Annotated in this window: 18 protein-coding genes; 7 read left to right on the plus strand and 11 right to left on the minus strand. The window is 62.0% G+C overall.

Annotated features, from left to right (window positions below):
- Positions 1–56: 56 nt before the first annotated feature.
- The 6 genes from ACVHNU_RS27935 to ACVHNU_RS27960 form a co-directional block, all read right to left on the minus strand.
- On the minus strand, positions 57–629 hold the full coding sequence (locus tag ACVHNU_RS27935) for a HupE/UreJ family protein (protein ID WP_338800662.1): 573 nt from the start codon (positions 627–629) through the stop codon (positions 57–59).
- Between the two features lie 27 nt (positions 630–656).
- Entirely contained in the window at positions 657–1,271 is a 615-nt protein-coding gene (ureG, locus tag ACVHNU_RS27940) for an urease accessory protein UreG (protein WP_003221176.1), read from the minus strand.
- 24 nt (positions 1,272–1,295) lie between these two features.
- Entirely contained in the window at positions 1,296–1,970 is a 675-nt protein-coding gene (locus tag ACVHNU_RS27945) for an urease accessory protein UreF (RefSeq protein WP_400496151.1), read from the minus strand.
- Positions 1,967–2,467 (minus strand): urease accessory protein UreE, encoded by a 501-nt coding sequence (gene ureE / locus ACVHNU_RS27950; RefSeq protein WP_003221180.1) that lies wholly within the window; start codon positions 2,465–2,467, stop codon positions 1,967–1,969. The genes ACVHNU_RS27945 and ureE overlap by 4 nt, the downstream gene beginning before the upstream one ends.
- Before the next feature lie 299 nt (positions 2,468–2,766).
- Positions 2,767–3,399, minus strand: coding sequence for a TetR family transcriptional regulator (locus ACVHNU_RS27955; protein WP_045122272.1), 633 nt, complete (start codon positions 3,397–3,399; stop codon positions 2,767–2,769).
- A gap of 174 nt (positions 3,400–3,573) precedes the next feature.
- Positions 3,574–4,122, minus strand: coding sequence for a hypothetical protein (locus ACVHNU_RS27960; protein ID WP_201135928.1), 549 nt, complete (start codon positions 4,120–4,122; stop codon positions 3,574–3,576).
- Between the two features lie 385 nt (positions 4,123–4,507).
- Between ACVHNU_RS27960 and ACVHNU_RS27965 the strand changes: the two genes are divergently transcribed.
- Positions 4,508–6,583 (plus strand): AsmA family protein, encoded by a 2,076-nt coding sequence (locus ACVHNU_RS27965; protein ID WP_473018693.1) that lies wholly within the window; start codon positions 4,508–4,510, stop codon positions 6,581–6,583.
- A 98-nt stretch (positions 6,584–6,681) separates the two neighbouring features.
- Here ACVHNU_RS27965 and ACVHNU_RS27970 read toward each other — a convergent pair whose 3' ends face one another.
- Entirely contained in the window at positions 6,682–7,215 is a 534-nt protein-coding gene (locus ACVHNU_RS27970; RefSeq protein WP_003221186.1) for a ferritin-like domain-containing protein, read from the minus strand.
- 312 nt (positions 7,216–7,527) lie between these two features.
- Between ACVHNU_RS27970 and ACVHNU_RS27975 the strand changes: the two genes are divergently transcribed.
- On the plus strand, positions 7,528–8,418 hold the full coding sequence (locus ACVHNU_RS27975) for an alpha/beta fold hydrolase (protein WP_473018694.1): 891 nt from the start codon (positions 7,528–7,530) through the stop codon (positions 8,416–8,418).
- A gap of 116 nt (positions 8,419–8,534) precedes the next feature.
- Here ACVHNU_RS27975 and ACVHNU_RS27980 read toward each other — a convergent pair whose 3' ends face one another.
- Entirely contained in the window at positions 8,535–9,422 is an 888-nt protein-coding gene (locus ACVHNU_RS27980) for a DMT family transporter (protein ID WP_003221189.1), read from the minus strand.
- Between the two features lie 96 nt (positions 9,423–9,518).
- Between ACVHNU_RS27980 and ACVHNU_RS27985 the strand changes: the two genes are divergently transcribed.
- From ACVHNU_RS27985 to ACVHNU_RS27995, 3 genes are all read left to right on the plus strand, one after another.
- Complete coding sequence (locus ACVHNU_RS27985) at positions 9,519–10,313, plus strand: AraC family transcriptional regulator (RefSeq protein WP_045122700.1); 795 nt, start codon at positions 9,519–9,521, stop codon at positions 10,311–10,313.
- A gap of 63 nt (positions 10,314–10,376) precedes the next feature.
- Positions 10,377–10,682, plus strand: coding sequence for a PsiF family protein (locus tag ACVHNU_RS27990; RefSeq protein ID WP_003221193.1), 306 nt, complete (start codon positions 10,377–10,379; stop codon positions 10,680–10,682).
- Between the two features lie 203 nt (positions 10,683–10,885).
- On the plus strand, positions 10,886–11,899 hold the full coding sequence (locus ACVHNU_RS27995; protein ID WP_007966974.1) for an AI-2E family transporter: 1,014 nt from the start codon (positions 10,886–10,888) through the stop codon (positions 11,897–11,899).
- A gap of 135 nt (positions 11,900–12,034) precedes the next feature.
- On the opposite strand, the gene ACVHNU_RS28000 is transcribed toward ACVHNU_RS27995, so the two are convergent.
- A complete protein-coding gene (locus tag ACVHNU_RS28000; protein ID WP_003221197.1) occupies positions 12,035–13,309 on the minus strand; it encodes an Hsp70 family protein in 1,275 nt (424 codons plus the stop codon).
- 291 nt (positions 13,310–13,600) lie between these two features.
- On the opposite strand from ACVHNU_RS28000, the gene ACVHNU_RS28005 reads away from it, so the two are divergent.
- Positions 13,601–14,551 (plus strand): DnaJ C-terminal domain-containing protein, encoded by a 951-nt coding sequence (locus tag ACVHNU_RS28005; RefSeq protein WP_003221199.1) that lies wholly within the window; start codon positions 13,601–13,603, stop codon positions 14,549–14,551.
- Positions 14,552–14,574: 23 nt separating this feature from the next.
- Positions 14,575–14,880 carry a chaperone modulator CbpM gene (locus tag ACVHNU_RS28010; RefSeq protein ID WP_003221201.1) on the plus strand — a complete coding sequence of 102 codons (306 nt, stop codon included), beginning with the start codon at positions 14,575–14,577 and terminating at the stop codon, positions 14,878–14,880.
- 112 nt (positions 14,881–14,992) lie between these two features.
- Here the strand turns inward: ACVHNU_RS28010 and ACVHNU_RS28015 are convergent, their stop codons facing one another.
- On the minus strand, positions 14,993–16,120 hold the full coding sequence (locus ACVHNU_RS28015; RefSeq protein ID WP_003221204.1) for a sensor histidine kinase: 1,128 nt from the start codon (positions 16,118–16,120) through the stop codon (positions 14,993–14,995).
- A 147-nt stretch (positions 16,121–16,267) separates the two neighbouring features.
- A complete protein-coding gene (gene ureC / locus ACVHNU_RS28020) occupies positions 16,268–17,968 on the minus strand; it encodes an urease subunit alpha (RefSeq protein ID WP_027613556.1) in 1,701 nt (566 codons plus the stop codon).
- Between the last annotated feature and the right edge of the window lie 23 nt (positions 17,969–17,991).

The following is a 17,991-nucleotide window of genomic DNA, read 5'->3' on the forward strand; positions in this document are numbered from 1 at the left end:
CAAATCCAGGGTGGGAGCGGGCTTGCTCGCGAAGAGGCCGGTTCAGGCGATAAAGATCAGCCGGCCAGCAACCATGCACCGGTCACCGCCGAAGCAGCCCCCGCCACTCGCACCAATGGTGCAGCAGCCTGAGGCAACACGCGCACCAGGCCATAACCCGCCGCATGCAGCGCCGCCGTCGCCGCGACGAAACCGGCGGCATACGCCCAAGGGCTGCTCATGTCCGGCAGCTCCAGGCCATGCGCCACGCCATGGAACAGCGCAAACAACGCCGTTGCCGCCACCGCCATCACCAGCGGTGGACGCACCGCCAGTGCCACGGCCAGGCCCAGCGCCAGCACCGAAGCCGCAATCCCGCTTTCCAGCGCCGGCAGTTGCAGCCCTTCAAAACCGAGCATGCCGCCGATCAGCATGGTGCCGACGAATGTGCAGGGCAGCGCCCAGCGTGCCACGCCTTGCTGCTGCGCGGCCCACAGGCCGACCGCAACCATCGCCAGCAAGTGGTCGAGGCCGCCGATCGGGTGGCTGATGCCGGCGATCAAGCCGCTGTCGCCGTGGCCCGGGTGGGCGAAGGCCAGGGCCGGGGTCAGCAGCAGCGCCACGGCGCCGAGAATGCGTTTGAGTGTCATGGATAAGCTTCCTTGTTGGTCATTGAATCAGGCGGCGTTCAGCAGGCCCTGGCGCTCGATGAAGGCGATGATGTCTTCCAGGCCCTGGCCGGTTTTCTGGTTGCTGAAGACGAATGGCTTGCCGTTGCGCATGCGCTTGGTGTCGCTATCCATCATTTCCAGCGAGGCACCGACCAGCGGCGCCAGGTCGATTTTGTTGATCACCAGCAGGTCGGACTTGCAGATCCCCGGGCCGCCCTTGCGTGGCAGTTTGTCGCCGGCCGAAACATCGATCACGTAGATGGTCAGGTCCGACAGCTCCGGGCTGAAGGTCGCCGACAGGTTGTCGCCGCCGGACTCCACCAGAATCAGGTCCAGCCCCGGAAAGCGCCGGTTCAGCTGATCGACCGCTTCGAGGTTGATCGAGGCGTCTTCGCGGATTGCCGTGTGCGGGCAGCCGCCGGTCTCCACGCCGATGATCCGCTCCGGCGCCAGCGCTTCGTTGCGCACCAGAAAGTCGGCGTCTTCGCGGGTATAGATGTCGTTGGTGACGACGGCCAGGTTATAGCGGTCGCGCAGCGCCAGGCACAGGGCCAGGGTCAACGCGGTTTTGCCGGAACCGACCGGGCCGCCGATGCCGACGCGCAGGGGTTGTGTGTTCATGTGCTTCTCCAAGATGACAGGGCCCTAGGAACGGAAAAGTCGGCTGTACTGGCGCTCATGCGCCATGCACGCCAGGGACAGGCCGAACGCGGCGCTGCCGATGTGTTCGGGATTGATTTGGCTGGCGTCCTGCTGCGCCTGTTGCAGCAGCGGCAGCAATTCGCTGGTCAGGCGCTGGGCGGCTTGCTGGCCCAGCGGCAGGGTTTTCATCAGCACCGCGAGCTGGTTTTCCAGCCAGCTCCACAGCCACGCGGCGAGGGCGTCCTGCGGGCTGATCTGCCAGGCGCGGGCAGCCAGTGCCCAGCCGAGGGCCAGATGCGGTTCGGCGCATTGCTCAAGAAAGCCGCGGGCCGGCGCGTCAAGTTCCGGCAAACCGTTGAGCAACTGCTGCAGCGAGTAACCCATCTGCCGGCTCTCCAGATGCAGTTCGCGGGTCTCGCGGCTGGCCCGGTGGGTTTCGCAGATACGCAGCAACTCGGGCCAGTTTTCGTCGGCAGCGGCCTGACAATGGGCGAGCAGCAGCGGCGCTTCGAAACGCGCGAGGTTGAGCAGCAATTGATCGCTGATCCAGCGCCGGGCACTGTCCGGGTTGTGCACGCGGCCGTTATCCACCGCCATTTCCAGGCCTTGCGAATAGCTGTAGCCGCCAATCGGCAGTTGCGGACTGGCCAGGCGCAACAGCGCCCAGGCTGGGTTCATAAACGAACGCCGAACTGGTGCAGTTTCGGCGCGTAGTTGAAGTCCTCGTCGCCGTGTCGCGAATGATGATGACCACCGCCGTAGGCACCGTGCTCCGGCTGGAACGGCGCTTCAATCGCTTCGACCTGCGCGCCTAGCTGTTCGAGCATGGCCTTGAGCACATAGTCGTCGAGCAGACGCAGCCAGCCGTCGCCGACTTGCAAGGCGACATGGCGGTTACCGAGGTGATAGGCGGCGCGGGTCAGTTCGAAGGCGTTGGCGCAGGTGACGTGGAGCAGTTGCTCGGGGCGAGCGCAGACGCGAACGATGCGGCCGTCTTCGGCCTGCAGGCATTCGCCGTCATATAACGGCGCCTGACCGCGCTCCAGAAACAACCCGACGTCTTCGCCATCGGCACTGAAACAGCGCAGGCGGCTCTTGCTCCGCGCTTCGAAGGTCAGGTGCAACTCGGCGGACCAGACAGGTTGAGGGTCGATTCTGCGATGAATCACCAGCATCGGAAAGCTTCCAGCAGTGGACTTGTAGAGAGGGCTAGAGCAAGGGGCTTGCCAACCGGCCGAGATGTAGGAAATCCCTGTCGGAGCGTAGTGGATGTTTCAAGATGTTGCAGAATTTTGGAAGGTTTTGGTGCGTGAAGATTTTTACATGCACCAAATATGGGCGGCGCAAAACCAATGTGGGAGCGGGCTTGCTCGCGAAAGCGGTAGGTCAGTCACTTTATTGTTGACTGATACACCGCTTTCGCGAGCAAGCCCGCTCCCACAGGGGATTTGCGTTGTGTTTGAAAAAAGGCGAGTTACTCGGTACTGCCCAGCCCTTGCCAGTGCTTGAGACCGATAAAGATGAAGCGCAGTTGCTGGGTGATCTTTGCCTGTGGCGTCAGATGTTCCGGCAGGGCTTCGGCGGGCGGGTCGATGATGTCCGGCAGGGTGGCGAACACCGATTTGACGATCAGGTCGGCGATCACGCTCAGGCCGGCCGCGTCCAGGTGCTGCAGCTTGGGCATCAGCCTCAGGTCGGCCGCGAGGTCGGCGCTGATGTTTTCGCGCAGTCGGCCAATCGCTTGGCGCACCGGCTGCGAGCCGCCGTACTGCTCGCGGGCGAGAAACAGGAATTGCGAACGGTTGGCGCTGACCACGTCGAGGAAGATCCGCACCGACGCATCGATAATGCCGCCCATGACGAATTCGTTGTGGCGCACCAGGCGGATGGTTTCGCGGAAGGTCTGGCCGACTTCACTGACCAGTACCAGACCCAGCTCGTCCATGTCGGCGAAATGCCGATAGAAACCGGTGGGCACGATGCCGGCGGTCTTGGTCACTTCGCGCAGGCTCAGGCTGCCGAATCCTCGGCCGCTTTCCATCAAATGGCGGGCGGCGTCCATCAGGGCGTTGCGGGTCTGTTGTTTCTGTTCGGCGCGGGGCAGCATCGCAAAGGCGTTTTCTTGAGCGGGACAAGCGCCGCACTCTAGCAAATCGGCTTTGCTGGCGTCGAACGTCGGGGGAGAGTCAATGGGGGGAAATGCGGTTTTGCGATTGGCCGGGGCTGAAAAAGTCAAAAGCCCAATCGGCTGATCGGGCTTTTTTTCCAGGCCGCCATGGGCTTAGCTCAAAGCGCTGTTGCGTTCGATCACACGGTCACCACCACCTTCAGCGAGGGTCTGGCCCTGTGGAGTGCGGTCACTACCGTCGGAAGCGAGGGTCTGGCCTTGTGGGGTGCGGTCACTACCATCGGAAGCGAGGGTCTGGCCTTGTGGAGTGCGGTCACTACCGTCGGAAGCGAGGGTTTGACCTTGTGGAGTGCGGTCGCTGCCATCAGAGGCCAGAGCCTGGCCCAGTGGAGTGCGATCGGAACCGTCCTGAACCAGACCTTTCTCTTCGAGACGGTCACGGCCACCTTCTGCTACAGCTTGACCTTGTGGAGTCTTGTCGTAGCCATCTTGTACCAGGCCTTTTTCTTCCAGACGATTACGGCCGTTTTCAGCCAGGGTCTGACCTTGTGGAGTGCGGTCGCCGCCGTCAGCAGCAACAGTCTGGCTGAACACCGAGTGGCTGGTTTTTACTTGTGGGGTAGCCTGATCGGCAGCGGGCAGGGCGAAAGCAGTGCTGGCTAGCATCGACAGGGTAAGGCTGAGCAGTAATTGGCGTTTCATGATGGGTTGCTCCTTGGGAGGGCGATAAAGTGGGTACGAAGCCAATGCTACTCTCGATAAGTCGATATAAAAGTTCATAAACGCAATGGTAATAATCAACAGAATTGATTGTTCTGCCGAGGCGCTCTAGCTCGGGCGTTTGCGGGCGGTGGTTTTGCACCGCAGTGGGTATTTTCGACTCACTCGCGCCTCGCAAATGTGCGGGTGGCGGTAACGCTGTTCGACCAATCGGTCAGCATTCGCGCGATTTTTTGCCGCGGAATCTATATTCCGATTAAACCTGCGTACTGTTTGCCAGTCGTAGATTTCATGAGGGCCGCTTTGGCCCGCCGTTTCAGCTGTGCGTCGCGAAGTCGGCGTGCGGTCGTCATCAGGAGTTTTGTGCATGACGCGCACCGGAAAAATCTTCAGTTGGACCCTCGCCATCCTCGTACTGCTGCTGGCGGTGCTGGTTCTGATCATCGTGTTCTTCGATTGGAACCGGATCAAACCGCCGCTCAATGCCAAAGCCTCGGAAGAACTGCATCGACCGTTCGCCATCAACGGCAACCTCGCAGTGATCTGGCAACGCGAGCCGGACGAGGGTGGCTGGCGGGCCTGGGTGCCGTGGCCGCATGTGGTGGCTGAAGACCTGACGCTGGGCAATCCGGACTGGTCGAAGCAGCCGCAGATGGTCACGCTCAAACGCGTGGAACTGCGCATCTCGCCGCTGGCCCTGCTGGCGCAACGAGTGACGATCCCGCGCATCGACCTGACCGAACCCAACGCGCAACTGCAGCGTCTGGCCGATGGTCGTGCCAACTGGACGTTCAAGTTCGATCCGAAAGACCCGAATGCCGAACCGTCGAACTGGGTGGTGGACATTGGTGCCATCGGTTTCGACAAGGGCCACGTCACCCTGGATGACCAGACGCTGAAGACCAATCTCGACGTGGTGATCGATCCGCTGGGCAAGCCGATTCCGTTCAGCGAGATCGTCGGCGACAAAGCCGCGAAAACCGCCCAGGACAAGGGCGCCGCGCCTCAAGACTATGCGTTTGCGCTGAAGGTCAAAGGCCAATACCACGGCCAGAATCTCACCGGCCAGGGCAAGATCGGCGGGCTGCTGGCGTTGCAGGATGCGAACAAGCCGTTCCCGCTGCAGGCGCAGGCGAAGATCGGCGCCACCAGCATCGAACTCGCCGGCACCCTGACCGACCCGCTGAACCTAGGCGCCCTCGATCTGCGTTTGAAACTGGCCGGCGCCAGCCTCGGCAACCTTTATCCTCTGACCGGCGTGACCCTGCCGGATACACCAGCGTATTCCACCGACGGTCATCTGATTGCCAAGTTGCATGACGCCGCTGGCGCCAAATTCACCTATGAGCAGTTCAACGGCAAGATCGGTGGCAGTGACATTCACGGTGACCTGACCTACGTCGCCAGCCAGCCACGGCCAAAACTCAGTGGCGCGTTGCTGTCCAATCAACTGTTGTTCGCCGACCTCGCGCCGCTGATCGGCGCCGACTCGAATGACAAGCAAAAGGCCCGCGGCGGCGAGAGCAAACAGCCGACCGACAAAGTGCTGCCGGTGGAAGAGTTCAAGACCGACCGCTGGCGCGCGATGGATGCCGACGTCGAGTTCACCGGCAAGCGCATCGTCCACAGCGAAAAGCTGCCGTTCACCGACCTCTATACCCACCTGAAACTCAACGACGGCGAGCTCAGCCTCGAACCGCTGCGCTTCGGCGTGGCCGGGGGCAAGCTGGATGCGCAGATCCGCCTCAACGGTCGCACCGAACCGCTGGAAGGCCGGGCCAAACTGACCGCGCGCGGGTTCAAGCTCAAGCAGTTGTTCCCGACCTTCGAGCCGATGAAAACCAGTTTCGGCGAACTCAATGGCGATGCCGACATCAGCGGGCGCGGCAACTCCGTAGCCAAACTGCTGGGCGGGGCTAACGGCAACCTGAAGATGCTGATCAACGACGGTGCGATCAGTCGTGAACTGATGGAACTGGCGGGGCTCAATGTCGGCAACTACGTGGTCGGCAAAGTCTTCGGCGACAAGGAAGTGAAGATCAACTGCGCGGCGGCGGACTTCGATATCAAGACCGGCCTGGCGAGCACGCGGCTGTTCGTGTTCGATACCGAGAACGCGATCATCTACATCGACGGCACCGCGAACATGGCCACCGAGCAACTGGATCTGACGGTAACGCCGGAATCCAAGGGCTGGCGTCTGATTTCGCTGCGTTCACCGTTGTACGTGCGTGGCAAGTTCATCAAGCCGGACGCCGGAGTCAAGGCCGTGCCGTTGATGTTGCGCGGGGCGGGGATGGTGGCGCTGGGCGTGATTGCAGCGCCGGCGGCCGGGCTGCTGGCGCTGGTGGCGCCGAGCGGTGGTGAGCCGAATCAGTGCGCGCCGTTGCTGGAGCAGATGAAGGCGGGCAAGGCGCCAGTCACTGTGAAACCTACAAAATGATCGGTGACTGACAGGGCCCCTTCGCGAGCAAGCCCGCTCCCACAGGTTAGTGAAAAAACTGTGGGAGCGGGCTTGCTCGCGAAGGCGGTTTTGAAGGCTTACAGGTCTTTCAGAATGTCGGCCATGTCATCCGCATGCTCTTCTTCCTGCGCCAGGATGTCTTCGAAGATGCGGCGGGTGGTCGGGTCTTTCTCACCGATGTACTGGATGATTTCGCGGTAGCTGTCGATGGCGATCCGCTCGGCCACCAGGTCTTCGTAGACCATTTCCTTCAGGGTGTTCCCGGCCACGTACTGGGCGTGGGACATTTTCGACAGCAGATCCGGATTGAACTCCGGCTCGCCGCCCAGTTGCACGATGCGCTCGGCCAGACGGTCGGCGTGTTGTGCTTCCTGGGTTGCGTGTTCGAGGAATTCGTCGGCGGCCACGTTGGCTTTCAGACCGTTGGCCATGAAGTAGTGACGCTTGTAGCGCAGCACGCAGACCAGTTCGGTGGCCAGCGATTCGTTGAGCAGGCGCAGCACCTCCTCACGGTTAGCGCTGTAGCTCTCGGTAACCGCGCCGTTCTCGACGTGTTGCCGCGCACGTTCGCGCAGGGTTTTGACATCTGACAAGTGCAGGTCGTCGCTCATATTGATCTCCAGGAGGCTAATCCAATGGCGCCACGCTCTACAGGCGTGATCGTTTACCCAAGTTGTGAGTCCTGCGCGATGCAAAAAGTTTTATGGGATTTCGTGCGACCTTGGCGTCAGCCCCAGACCTTGCGTGGCAATCGCCGCTTGCGGGGTGTAATGCTCTTCATCGCTTGCGGTCGGTAGGACTGATTGTGGCGGGGGGAGTGGGCCTGAAGTAGGCTGAAGGTGGCGTTGTCATCATCAAGGAGGAGGCTTGGCGGGCGTTTTGCACGTTTGGCATCCACTCAGCGACCACAAGGATGTTTGCCCATGTCACAAGGTTCGGTTACACGTTATCCACTGGTGCTGGTGCCGGGCATGCTCGGGTTTATCCGGCTGGTGCTGTATCCGTACTGGTACGGGATCATCAAGGCGTTGCGCCGTGGCGGGGCGACGGTGATTGCGGTGCAGGTGTCGCCGCTCAACTCCACCGAGGTGCGCGGCGAGCAACTGCTGGCGCGGATCGAGGAGATTCTGCGCGAGACCGGCGCCGCGAGGGTCAATCTGTTCGGCCACAGTCAGGGATCATTGACGGCACGTTATGCCGCCGCCAAACGGCCGGATCTGGTGGCTTCGGTGACGTCCGTGGCCGGGCCTAATCACGGCTCCGAGCTGGCCGACTATCTGCAGAAACACTACCCGGCGAACACTGCCAAGGGCCGCCTGCTTGAGGTGCTGCTGCGTGTTGTCGGCTGGTTGATGGCGCTGCTGGAAACCGGTTACCACGGGCCGAAACTGCCGGTGGACATCCACGCCTCGCATCAATCGCTGACCCGTGAAGGCGTGGCGCTGTTCAATCAGCGTTATCCACAGGGCCTGCCCGAAACCTGGGGCGGTCACGGGCCGGAAGAGGTCAACGGCGTGCGTTATTACTCGTGGTCGGGGACGTTGCAGCCGGGCAAGACCGATCGTGGCGGCAACCTGTTCGACGGCACCAATCGCAGCTGTCGCCTGTTTGCGAAAACCTTCGTGCGGGAGCCGGGGCAGTGTGACGGGATGGTCGGACGCTACAGCTCGCACCTGGGCACGGTGATTGGCGATGACTATCCGCTGGATCACTTCGACATCGTCAACCAGTCGCTGGGGCTGGTGGGGAAGGGGGCGGACCCGGTGCGGTTGTTTGTCGAGCATGCGGCGCGGCTCAAGGCTGCCGGGGTTTAACCTGCTCTTGTGGCGAGGGAGCTTGCTCCCGCTGGACTGCGCAGCAGGCCCCGGCTTTTAAAAAAGGGGCCGCTTCGCGCCCCATCGGGGATAAATCCCCTCACCACAGGGCCAGATCAGGCAACGCTGATCCGGCGGCCCAATACCGTGGTCCAGCGCTCGGAAAGAATCACCCCACCCAACGTCAACACCCCACCCACCAGGTGATACATCGCCAACTGCTCCTTCAGCACCACCGCCGCAATCAGCGCGGTAATCAGCGGCAGCAGGTTAAAGAACAACGTCGTGCGGCTCGGCCCCAGGCGCTGTACCGCCTGCATCCACGCCAGCGGCGCGAGCATCGAGGCCAGCAGGCACGCGTACAGCACCAGCGGAATGTTCTGCGCGGTGAAGCCGGTTTTCGGCGAGGCGGCGTACAGCGGAAACAGCACCACAATCGCCACCAGCACCTGTAGGTACAACAACACCAGCGGCGGCAGGCGCAGCTGCCATTTTTTCAGCAGGGTGCTGTAGATCGCGTAGGCCAGGGTGGCGATCAGCATCATCGCGTCACCCAGGTTCACCCCATGTTGCAGCAGCGCGCCGAGGCTGCCGGACGACACCACCACCAGCACGCCGGCGAACGACAGCACCGCGCCGAACAGCGCCCCGGCAGTCAGGCGCTGGCCGAGGCTGATGATGGCCATGGCCAGCGACATCAGCGGCATCAGCGACAGGATGATGCCCATGTTGGTCGCCGTGGTCAGGGTCGCGGCGAAGTAGGCGAGGCTTTGATAGACCGCCATCCCGAGCACGCCGAGGATGAAGATCTTGCCCAGGTTCGGGCGGATCTGCGGCCAATGGGCGATCACCGCTTTGAGCATGAACGGGGTGAACAGCAGCCCGGCGAGCAGCCAGCGGTAGAAACCGATCTCGGCGGGGAAGATCGCCCCGACCGCCAGTTTGTTGATCACGGTATTGCCGGCCCAGATGAAAATCGCCAGCAGCGGAAACGCGTATTGCATGGGTTAAAACCAGAACGTTGATGAACGGTGATTATCGCCTGTCTGGATGCAGCCCTATACTGCGAACCGGACAACCTGCCTCTGCAACCGGACAGCATGAACAGCAAACACATCGATCTGCTGGATTTCAGCGAACTGCCGTCGGCGGTGTACTTCCGCTATGCCGACTTCAACGCCCATGAATACGCCGCGCCGCACCGTCATCCGTGGGGCACGCTGGAGTACGCGGCCCACGGCGTGCTGCACATGGACGTCGACGGCAGCCGCTTCATGTCGCCGCCGCACTATGCGGTGTGGGTGCCGCCGCAGGTCGAGCACAGTTTCTACAGCCACCAACCGGTCAACTACCGCGCGGTGTGCCTCGATCCCAAAGTCTGTGCCGATCTGCCGCCGCGCGCCTGCACCCTGGCGATCAGCGACATCCTCAAGGCGATTCTCAAAGACTTCGCCGCCCGCGACGTGAAGATCCCCGAACTCGACGCTGACCAGCGTCTGGCCCAAGTGCTGGTCGATCAACTGCAACAGGCGCCGGTGCATGAGTGTTATCTGCCGTATGCGCGCAACCCCGGGTTGCTGGCGATTCTCGATGCATTGCAGGCTGATCCGGGGAATAACCAGCCACTGGCGCACTGGGCGGCGCAGGTACACGTCAGCGAGCGCACGCTGGCCCGGCAGTTCGTGCGCGAACTGGGGATGAGTTTCGGCGAATGGCGCCAGCGCCTGCGCTATCTGGCAGCCATCGAGGCGCTGGAAAGTACCCGCAGCGTGCAGGAAATCGCCTTCGACCTCGGCTACAGCAGCGGCTCGGCCTTCATCGCCATGTTTGCCCGTCAGGCCGGCTGTACGCCGGAGCAATACCGACGCAGCCATCTGGAGGGCAGGAAGGTGTAACAAGATTTGGCTACACTCCAGCAGAGGCCGCATCCATCGATGCGGCGACAAGGAGAAAACTCCATGAAGATGTTGCGTGTCCCTTTGTTGATGATCGGTCTGCTCCTGTGTTCCCAGGGTTTCGCCGCCACGGCGCAACAGAACAAAATGACCACCTGCAATGCTGACGCTACCGCCAAGAGCCTCAAGGGCGACGAGCGCAAAACCTTCATGAGCACTTGTCTCAAGGCTGCACCCGCCGCCAATGACGCCAAGGTGCTGACCCCGCAGCAGGAAAAAATGAAGACCTGCAACGCCGACGCGAAAACCAAGGCGCTGACCGGCGATGCGCGCAAGACCTTCATGAGTGATTGCCTGAAGAAAAAGTAAGCACTTGAGTCTTGTGGTGAGCGGGCTGGCCTCTTCGCGAGCAAGCTCGCTCCCACAGGAGTGCGCATTCCAATGTGGGAGCGAGCTTGCTCGCGAAGAAACCGGTCTTGGCACCGCCAATCTCAAGCACCGCATATACCTAGTGCTCTCCCCGGATCGCTGGCAGACTGCCAATCCTTTTACGCCGTTCGTTTTGAGGCTGTATGCCAACGTTTTCTGAGCGTCATGTTGTGTTTTGGGTCAGCTGCATCATCATTTGCGGCGGTTTGTTGCTGGCGTTGCCATTGCGCTTGTTGCCCAGCCTGCTGGCCGGTTTGCTGGTGTTCGAGCTGGTCAACATGCTCACCCCGCAACTGCAGCGGCTGATCGAAGGGCGGCGCGCGCGCTGGCTGGCGGTGGCGCTGCTGGGCACTTTGGTGGTCAGCGTGCTGGCGTTGATCTTTGCCGGCGCCATCAGTTTCCTGCTGCACGAAGCGGAAAACCCGGGCGCCTCGCTCGACAAATTCATGGGCGTGGTCGACCGCGCGCGCGGGCAACTGCCACCGTTTCTCGATGCTTACCTGCCGGCCAGTGCTGCGGAGTTTCGCGTGGCCATCGGCGAATGGGCGAGCAAACACCTGGCCGAGCTGCAACTGGTGGGCAAGGACGCGGCGCACATGTTCGTCACCTTGCTGATCGGCATGGTCCTTGGTGCGATCATTGCTCTGCAGCGAGTGCCGGATCTGACCAAGCGCAAACCGCTGGCCGCCGCCCTGTTCGACCGTCTGCACCTGGTGGTTCAAGCCTTTCGCAACATCGTCTTCGCGCAGATCAAGATTTCCCTGCTGAACACGTTCTTCACCGCGATTTTCCTCGTGGTGGTCTTGCCGCTGTTCGGTATCAAACTGCCGCTGACCAAGACCCTGATTGTTCTGACCTTCCTGCTCGGCCTGTTGCCGGTGATCGGCAACCTGATGTCGAACACGCTGATCACCATCGTCGGTCTGTCGCTGTCGATCTGGGTGGCGGTGGCGGCGCTGGGCTACCTGATTTTTATCCACAAGCTCGAATACTTCCTCAACGCGCGCATCGTCGGCGGGCAGATCAGTGCCAAGTCGTGGGAGCTGCTACTGGCGATGCTGGTGTTCGAAGCCGCGTTCGGCCTGCCGGGAGTGGTGGCGGGGCCGATTTATTACGCGTATCTGAAGAGTGAGTTGAAGCTGGGCGGGATGGTGTAACCGATGGATCTGTGTTGCCTGATCTGGCGCCTTCGCGAGCAAGCTCGCTCCCACACTGGATTGCATTGCAACTGAAGGAATGCGGTCAAATGTGGGAGCGAGCTTGCTCGCGAAAGGCGCAACGCCGATTTCAGGTCAGTTCATGGCGCCATAGCGTTTACGGGCTTCAATCGCCAGACCGCTGCCGATGCTGCCAAAGATGTTGCCTTCAACATGTCGCGCATTCGGCAGCATCGCCGAGACGCTGTTGCGCAGCGCCGGAATGCCGCTGGAACCGCCGGTGAAGAACACCGTATCGACCTGAGCGACCGACACGTTGGCATCGTTCAACAGCTGCGTGACGCTGCCGCGCACGCGCTCAAGCAAGGCGTCGATCGACGATTCGAACAGGGCGCGGCTCAGTTCCACGCTCAGGCCCGGCTCGATCCGGTCCAGCGGCACGTGGCGGCTGTCGGCGTGGGTCAGCTGGATCTTGGTTTCTTCGACTTCCATCGCCAGCCAGTGCCCGGCGCGCTGTTCGATCAGCTTGAACAGACGGTCGATGCCGCCGGTGTCTTCGATGTCGTAACGCATGCTGCCCAGCGCCAGGGTGGATTTTTGCGAGTACACCGAGTTGATGGTGTGCCAGGTCGCCAGGTTCATGTGGTGACTGGTCGGCATGTAGGCGCCGCTCTTCATCCGGCTGCCGTAGCCGAACAGCGGCATCAGGCCTTGCAGGCTCAGCTGTTTGTCAAAGTCGGTCCCGCCGATGTGCACGCCGCCGGTGGCGAGGATGTCATCGTGACGGTTGTCCATGCCGCGACGCTCGGGCGACAGGCGCACCAGCGAGAAGTCGGACGTACCACCGCCGATGTCGACGATCAGCACCAGTTCTTCTTTCTCGATGGTCGACTCGTAGTCGAATGCCGCAGCGATCGGTTCGTACTGGAACGACACGTCCTTGAAACCGAGCTTGCGCGCCACTTCGACCAGGGTGTCTTCGGCTTCCTGGTCGGCCAGCGGGTCGTCATCGACGAAAAATACCGGACGCCCCAGCACCACCTGCTCGAACTCCCGACCGGCGGCCGTTTCGGCGCGGCTCTTGAGCTGGCCGATGAACAGCCCCAACAGATCCTTGAACGGCATCGCCGTGCCGAGGACGCTGGTGTCGTGCTTGATCAGTTTGGAACCGAGCAGGCTCTTGAGCGAGCGCATCAGCCGGCCTTCGTAGCCTTCCAGGTACTCGTGCAGGGCCAGACGACCGTAAACCGGACGGCGCTCTTCGATGTTGAAGAACACCACCGACGGCAGGGTGATCTTGTCGTCTTCCAGCGCGATCATCGTTTCCATGCCGGGGCGCAGCCAGCCGACGGTGGAGTTGGAGGTGCCGAAGTCGATACCGCAGGCACGGGCTGGAGAGGCGTTGTTCATGTCTTTCGGGTTCCGGTCAAAAAACGGCCGCGCAGTGTATGTCAGTGCGCGGCAGATTCGAAGGCCGGTCATCTGCTATTTCGCGACTAAGCTTCTTGAAAGTCGCAGCTTCGCCCCAAACTTGCTGGCATGGGCCGGCAGACATACCGGCGGTCGCAAGAACCGTCGTCCACTGCCGATAAACTTCTGCTGCGCCACCCGGTCACAAACTTGAGATCGGTCAACCCGGCACGCGCGAATGAGCGCATGCTGGCCTCGGCGCGAAATCGATAACGGATGGTGATTCCTTCGATGGACTTCAAAGACTATTACAAGATACTCGGCGTGGAGCCGACAGCGGACGACAAGGCAATCAAGGCTGCCTATCGCAAGCTGGCGCGCAAATACCACCCCGATGTCAGCAAGGAAAAAGACGCCGAGGCCAAGTTCAAGGACGCCTCGGAAGCCTATGAAGCGCTGAAAAGCGCCGACAAACGCGCCGAATACGACGAACTGCGCCGTTATGGCCAGCACGGTCAGCCGTTCCAGGGCCCGCCGGGCTGGCAGAGCCGTGGCGGCTTTGGCGGCGGCGGTGGCGACACCGGCGACTTCTCGGACTTCTTCAGTTCGATCTTCGGCAATCGCGGCCCCGGTTTCGGTGGCGGCGAGGGTCGGCAATCACGCAGTGCAGGGCGCCGAGGGCAAGACGTGGAAATGGAACTGCCGATCTTCCTCGAGGAAACGCTCTCGAATGAATCGAAGAAGGTCACCTTTCAGGTGCCGCAATACAACGCCAACGGCCAGCACGTCAGCAACACCAGCAAGAGCCTGAACGTGAAGATCCCGGCGGGCGTGAGCGACGGCGAGCGCATCCGCCTCAAGGGGCAGGGCGCACCGGGCATCGGTGGCGGGGCCAATGGTGATCTGTACCTGACCATTCGCTTTGCGCCGCACCCGAAATTCGATGTCGAAGGCGAAAACCTGATCATCACCCTGCCATTGGCACCGTGGGAGCTGGCGCTGGGCGCTGAAGTGGCGGTGCCGACCCTGACCGGCAAGATCAACCTCAAGGTTCCGGCCGGCAGCCAGAACGGCCAGCGCATGCGCGCCAAGGGGCATGGCTTGAAAAACAAGGCCGGTGAGCGCGGTTATCTGTTCGTGCAGCTCAAGGCCGTGATGCCGAAGACTTCGGACGACGAGGTCAAGGCGCTGTGGCAGGAACTGGCGAAGAAAGCCGCGTTCAATCCACGCGAGAACTTCTGAATTCGACGACGGAGTAGCCCATCATGAGCAGCCCCCTGATCGTTCAACTGGACATGGCAGAATTCTGTGAGGCGGCCGATCTGTCGGACGTCTACGTGATCGAAATCGTCGAACACGGCATCCTCGAACCTCAGGGCGCGCAGCCCCGGGAATGGCGGTTCACCGACTACGAGTTGAGCCTGGCCAAGCGCGCCGCGAAGTTGCGGCGCGAGCTGGAGCTGGAGTGGGAGGGCGTCGCGCTGGCACTGAATCTGCTGGAGGAGGTGCATGAGTTGCGGGCGGAGAACCGGATGCTCAGGCAGCGCTTGGGGCGCCTGGTGGTCGAATAGTTTTTTAGTGTCTTTGCCGGCCCCTTCGCGAGCAAGCCCGCTCCCACAGGAGATCGCGATCTAAATGTGGGAGCGGGCTTGCTCGCGAAGAACGATTACGCGGTAAGCCTGCTTAAACCTTTCTCGGCAACACCACACTGAACAACGTCCCGTCAGCCGCGCTCGAGCTGACTTCGATCGTCCCGCCATGGGCGGTTACCACTTCCTTGACGATAAACAAGCCCAACCCGAGGCTGGTCGACGGCTGCCCGAGTTCTTCGTCGGCGCTGCGCACCAGCGGGTCGAAAATCGTGCCAATGGCCTCCTCGGAAATCGGCGTGCCGTAGTTGTGCACCGACAGGCACACGTTGTCGCCCTCGCCACGCAGGTTGAGGGTCACGTCGCGCTGGCTGGTGCCGTGCTGCAAGGCGTTGCCGATCAGGTTTTGCAGTAACTGGTCGATTCGCCCGGCGTCCCACACCCCGCTGGTATCGCCGTGCACCGTGAGCTTGGGATCGGATAGCGGATTACCGGCGCAGGCTTCGGCAATCGCCGCTCGCGCTGCAACGGCCAGATCCATCGGTGCCGGCTCGATCGGCAGGCTACGGCCCAGCCGACTGCGCACCAGTTCCAGCAGATCGCTGACCATCGTCGCCATGTGCCGCGCACCTCGCTTGATGTGCTGGGCGCAGGCCAGGGCATCGCCCTCAAGGCTGGATTTGCGCAGCAGCAGTTCGGTGGACATGCTCACCGCTTGCAGCGGCGCACGCAGGTCATGGCCGAGGATGGCGAGGAAAATGTCTCGCGAGCGATTGACCTGCTCGGCGTAGGCCGCAGTGGATTCGGCGAGGGCTTCATCGATCGCTTCGTTGAAGCGGATCATGTCCTGGAAATAGGTCATGTCCGGTGAGTCGAGGCTGCGCACCCAGCGGCGGATCACACAGGCACGCAAATGGCGGAATTCGCTGGTCATCTGCACCAGATCGAAACCGACGGTGTGGCGCAGCTCGCCATGGCTGGCGCCGGCTTCGTCCAGGCTCGGGGTCTTTTCCGGGCCTTCGCCCTTGGCTTTGGCAGCCTGTTCGGCGGCGCTTTGCGGTTTGTTCATGTCACGGGCGGCAGCCCGCAGAATCTCGCTGGCGTGATCGCGCAGCGCAGTGGAATCCAGATAGTCGGCGGCCGGAGTGATGGTCGCGGCGAACTGTTCCCACTCATCGACGATAGGGTCGATATTGGCCACGATGAACTCGGAAAGACGCATGGGCAGTTCCTGAAAATAGGCGGAGCGAATCGAATATTAGTCCCTTTGGCGGGAAATACACGACCGTTTGCACAGTGCTTTTCCAGCACCATGAAAAAGGCCCCGGGACCGTGCCCAAGACACGACCCCGGGGCCTTTTGCCGTGCGTCAGAACAGGAAGTAACGCTGGGCCATCGGCAGAGTCTCGGCCGGTTCACACCAGAGCAGCACGCCGTCGGCCTTGACCTGATAGGTCTGCGGGTCGACGTCGATGTTCGGCAAGTAATCGTTGTGGATCAGGTCGGTTTTCTGCACGTCGCGGCAGCCTTTGACCACGCCGATTTTCTTCTTCAGGCCCAGTGCCTCGGGCAACCCGGCCTCCTGCGCGGCCTGACTGATGAAAGTCAGGCTGGTGGCGTGCAGCGAGCCGCCGTAGCTGGCGAACATCGGGCGGTAGTGCACCGGTTGCGGGGTGGGAATCGAGGCGTTGGCGTCGCCCATCAGACTGGCGGCGATCGCGCCGCCCTTGAGGATCAGCGTCGGTTTCACACCGAAAAATGCCGGACGCCAGAGCACCAGGTCGGCCCATTTGCCGACTTCGATCGAACCCACTTCATGGCTGATGCCGTGGGTGATCGCCGGGTTAATCGTGTACTTGGCGATGTAGCGCTTGGCGCGGAAGTTGTCGTTGCCTTCGCCGTCCTGGGGCAGCGGGCCGCGCTGCTTTTTCATCTTGTCGGCGGTCTGCCAGGTGCGCGTGATGACTTCGCCGACGCGGCCCATGGCCTGGCTGTCGGAGCTGATCATCGAGAACGCGCCGAGGTCGTGGAGGATGTCTTCGGCGGCGATGGTTTCACGGCGGATGCGGCTTTCGGCGAACGCCACGTCCTCGGCGATGCTCGGGTCGAGGTGGTGGCAGACCATCAGCATGTCGAGGTGTTCGTCGATGGTGTTGCGGGTGAACGGCCGGGTCGGGTTGGTCGAGCTCGGCAGCACGTTAGGGAAACCGCAGGCCTTGATGATGTCCGGCGCGTGGCCGCCGCCGGCACCCTCGGTGTGGTAGGTGTGAATGGTGCGACCCTTGAACGCGCCGAGGGTGGTTTCGACGAAGCCGGATTCGTTGAGGGTGTCGGTGTGGATCGCCACCTGTACGTCGTACTGATCGGCGACGCTCAGGCAGTTGTCGATGCTCGCCGGGGTGGTGCCCCAGTCTTCGTGCAACTTGAGGCCGATGGCCCCGGCCTTGACCTGTTCGATCAGCGGCTCCGGCAGGCTGGCGTTGCCCTTGCCGGTGAGGCCGATGTTCATCGGGAACGCATCAGCGGCCTGGAGCATGCGCGCCAGGTGCCACGGCCCGGAGGTGCAGGTGGTGGCGTTGGTGCCGGTGGCAGGCCCCGTGCCGCCGCCGATCATGGTGGTGACGCCGCTCATCAGCGCTTCTTCGATCTGCTGCGGGCAGATGAAGTGAATGTGCGTGTCGATGCCGCCGGCGGTGAGGATCATGCCTTCACCGGCGATCACCTCGGTGCTGGCGCCGATGGCGATGGTCACGTTCGGTTGCACGTCCGGGTTGCCGGCCTTGCCGATCGCGGCGATACGCCCGTCCTTGAGGCCGACGTCGGCTTTGACGATGCCCCAGTGGTCGATGATCAGCGCATTGGTGATAAGGGTGTCGACCACTTCGGCGGCGAGCAACTGGCTCTGGCCTTGGCCGTCGCGGATGACTTTGCCGCCGCCGAACTTCACTTCTTCGCCGTAGGTGGTGAAGTCTTTTTCGACCTCGATCCACAACTCGGTGTCCGCCAGGCGCACCTTGTCGCCGACGGTGGGGCCGAACATGTCGGCGTAGGCTTGCCGGGAAATCTTCATTTCAATTCCTTGCAAAAATTTAT

The organism is Pseudomonas sp. Ors-4-3C, from assembly GCF_055755035.1.

Excerpts from the sequence above, each read along its gene's own strand:
- ACVHNU_RS27980 (WP_003221189.1), bottom strand. The coding sequence starts at position 9,422 with ATGCAATACGCGTTTCCGCTGCTGGCGATTTTCATCTGGGCCGGCAAT.
- ACVHNU_RS28000 (WP_003221197.1), bottom strand. The coding sequence starts at position 13,309 with ATGAACAACGCCTCTCCAGCCCGTGCCTGCGGTATCGACTTCGGCACC.
- ACVHNU_RS27945 (WP_400496151.1), bottom strand. The coding sequence starts at position 1,970 with ATGAACCCAGCCTGGGCGCTGTTGCGCCTGGCCAGTCCGCAACTGCCG.
- ureE (WP_003221180.1), bottom strand. The coding sequence starts at position 2,467 with ATGCTGGTGATTCATCGCAGAATCGACCCTCAACCTGTCTGGTCCGCC.
- ACVHNU_RS27995 (WP_007966974.1), top strand. The coding sequence starts at position 10,886 with ATGCCAACGTTTTCTGAGCGTCATGTTGTGTTTTGGGTCAGCTGCATC.
- ACVHNU_RS27935 (WP_338800662.1), bottom strand. The coding sequence starts at position 629 with ATGACACTCAAACGCATTCTCGGCGCCGTGGCGCTGCTGCTGACCCCG.
- ACVHNU_RS27975 (WP_473018694.1), top strand. The coding sequence starts at position 7,528 with ATGTCACAAGGTTCGGTTACACGTTATCCACTGGTGCTGGTGCCGGGC.
- ACVHNU_RS27955 (WP_045122272.1), bottom strand. The coding sequence starts at position 3,399 with ATGCTGCCCCGCGCCGAACAGAAACAACAGACCCGCAACGCCCTGATG.
- ACVHNU_RS27960 (WP_201135928.1), bottom strand. The coding sequence starts at position 4,122 with ATGAAACGCCAATTACTGCTCAGCCTTACCCTGTCGATGCTAGCCAGC.
- ACVHNU_RS27970 (WP_003221186.1), bottom strand. The coding sequence starts at position 7,215 with ATGAGCGACGACCTGCACTTGTCAGATGTCAAAACCCTGCGCGAACGT.
- ureC (WP_027613556.1), bottom strand. The coding sequence starts at position 17,968 with ATGAAGATTTCCCGGCAAGCCTACGCCGACATGTTCGGCCCCACCGTC.
- ACVHNU_RS28005 (WP_003221199.1), top strand. The coding sequence starts at position 13,601 with ATGGACTTCAAAGACTATTACAAGATACTCGGCGTGGAGCCGACAGCG.
- ACVHNU_RS28010 (WP_003221201.1), top strand. The coding sequence starts at position 14,575 with ATGAGCAGCCCCCTGATCGTTCAACTGGACATGGCAGAATTCTGTGAG.
- ACVHNU_RS27985 (WP_045122700.1), top strand. The coding sequence starts at position 9,519 with ATGAACAGCAAACACATCGATCTGCTGGATTTCAGCGAACTGCCGTCG.
- ureG (WP_003221176.1), bottom strand. The coding sequence starts at position 1,271 with ATGAACACACAACCCCTGCGCGTCGGCATCGGCGGCCCGGTCGGTTCC.
- ACVHNU_RS27990 (WP_003221193.1), top strand. The coding sequence starts at position 10,377 with ATGAAGATGTTGCGTGTCCCTTTGTTGATGATCGGTCTGCTCCTGTGT.
- ACVHNU_RS28015 (WP_003221204.1), bottom strand. The coding sequence starts at position 16,120 with ATGCGTCTTTCCGAGTTCATCGTGGCCAATATCGACCCTATCGTCGAT.
- ACVHNU_RS27965 (WP_473018693.1), top strand. The coding sequence starts at position 4,508 with ATGACGCGCACCGGAAAAATCTTCAGTTGGACCCTCGCCATCCTCGTA.